This window comes from Luteimonas flava (genome assembly GCF_036584485.1).
Taxonomy (GTDB): Bacteria; Pseudomonadota; Gammaproteobacteria; order Xanthomonadales; family Xanthomonadaceae; genus Luteimonas; species Luteimonas flava.
This window is the reverse complement of record NZ_JAZHBM010000039.1, coordinates 1-367: the sequence shown is the minus strand read 5'-3', so window position 1 is coordinate 367 and position 367 is coordinate 1. Positions and strand designations below refer to the sequence as shown.

The 367-nt window shown below is 47.4% G+C and carries 1 rRNA gene; it reads right to left on the bottom strand.

The features are described from left to right. Positions 1-367, bottom strand: a 23S ribosomal RNA gene (locus tag V3391_RS17590); the annotation flags it as partial.

Sequence of the window (367 nt, the reverse complement as noted above, 5' to 3'; positions counted from 1 at the left end):
CTTCCCATATTCAGTCAAGATAACACGTGTCCCGACCTACTCGATTTCACTGTAAAGAATCCGTCGTGTACGGGGCTATCACCCTGTATCGCTCCTCTTCCCAAAGGATTCCACTAAATTCTAAACAGCTTAAGGGCTGCTCCCCGTTCGCTCGCCGCTACTAGGGGAATCTCGGTTGATTTCTTTTCCTAAGGGTACTTAGATGTTTCAGTTCCCCTCGTTTGCCTCGTTAACCTATGTATTCAGTTAACGATACCTATAAATAGGTGGGTTTCCCCATTCGGACATCTGTGGCTCAAATGCATTTTGTCGGCTCACCACAGCTTTTCGCAGACTTACACGTCCTTCATCGCCTCTAACTGCCAAG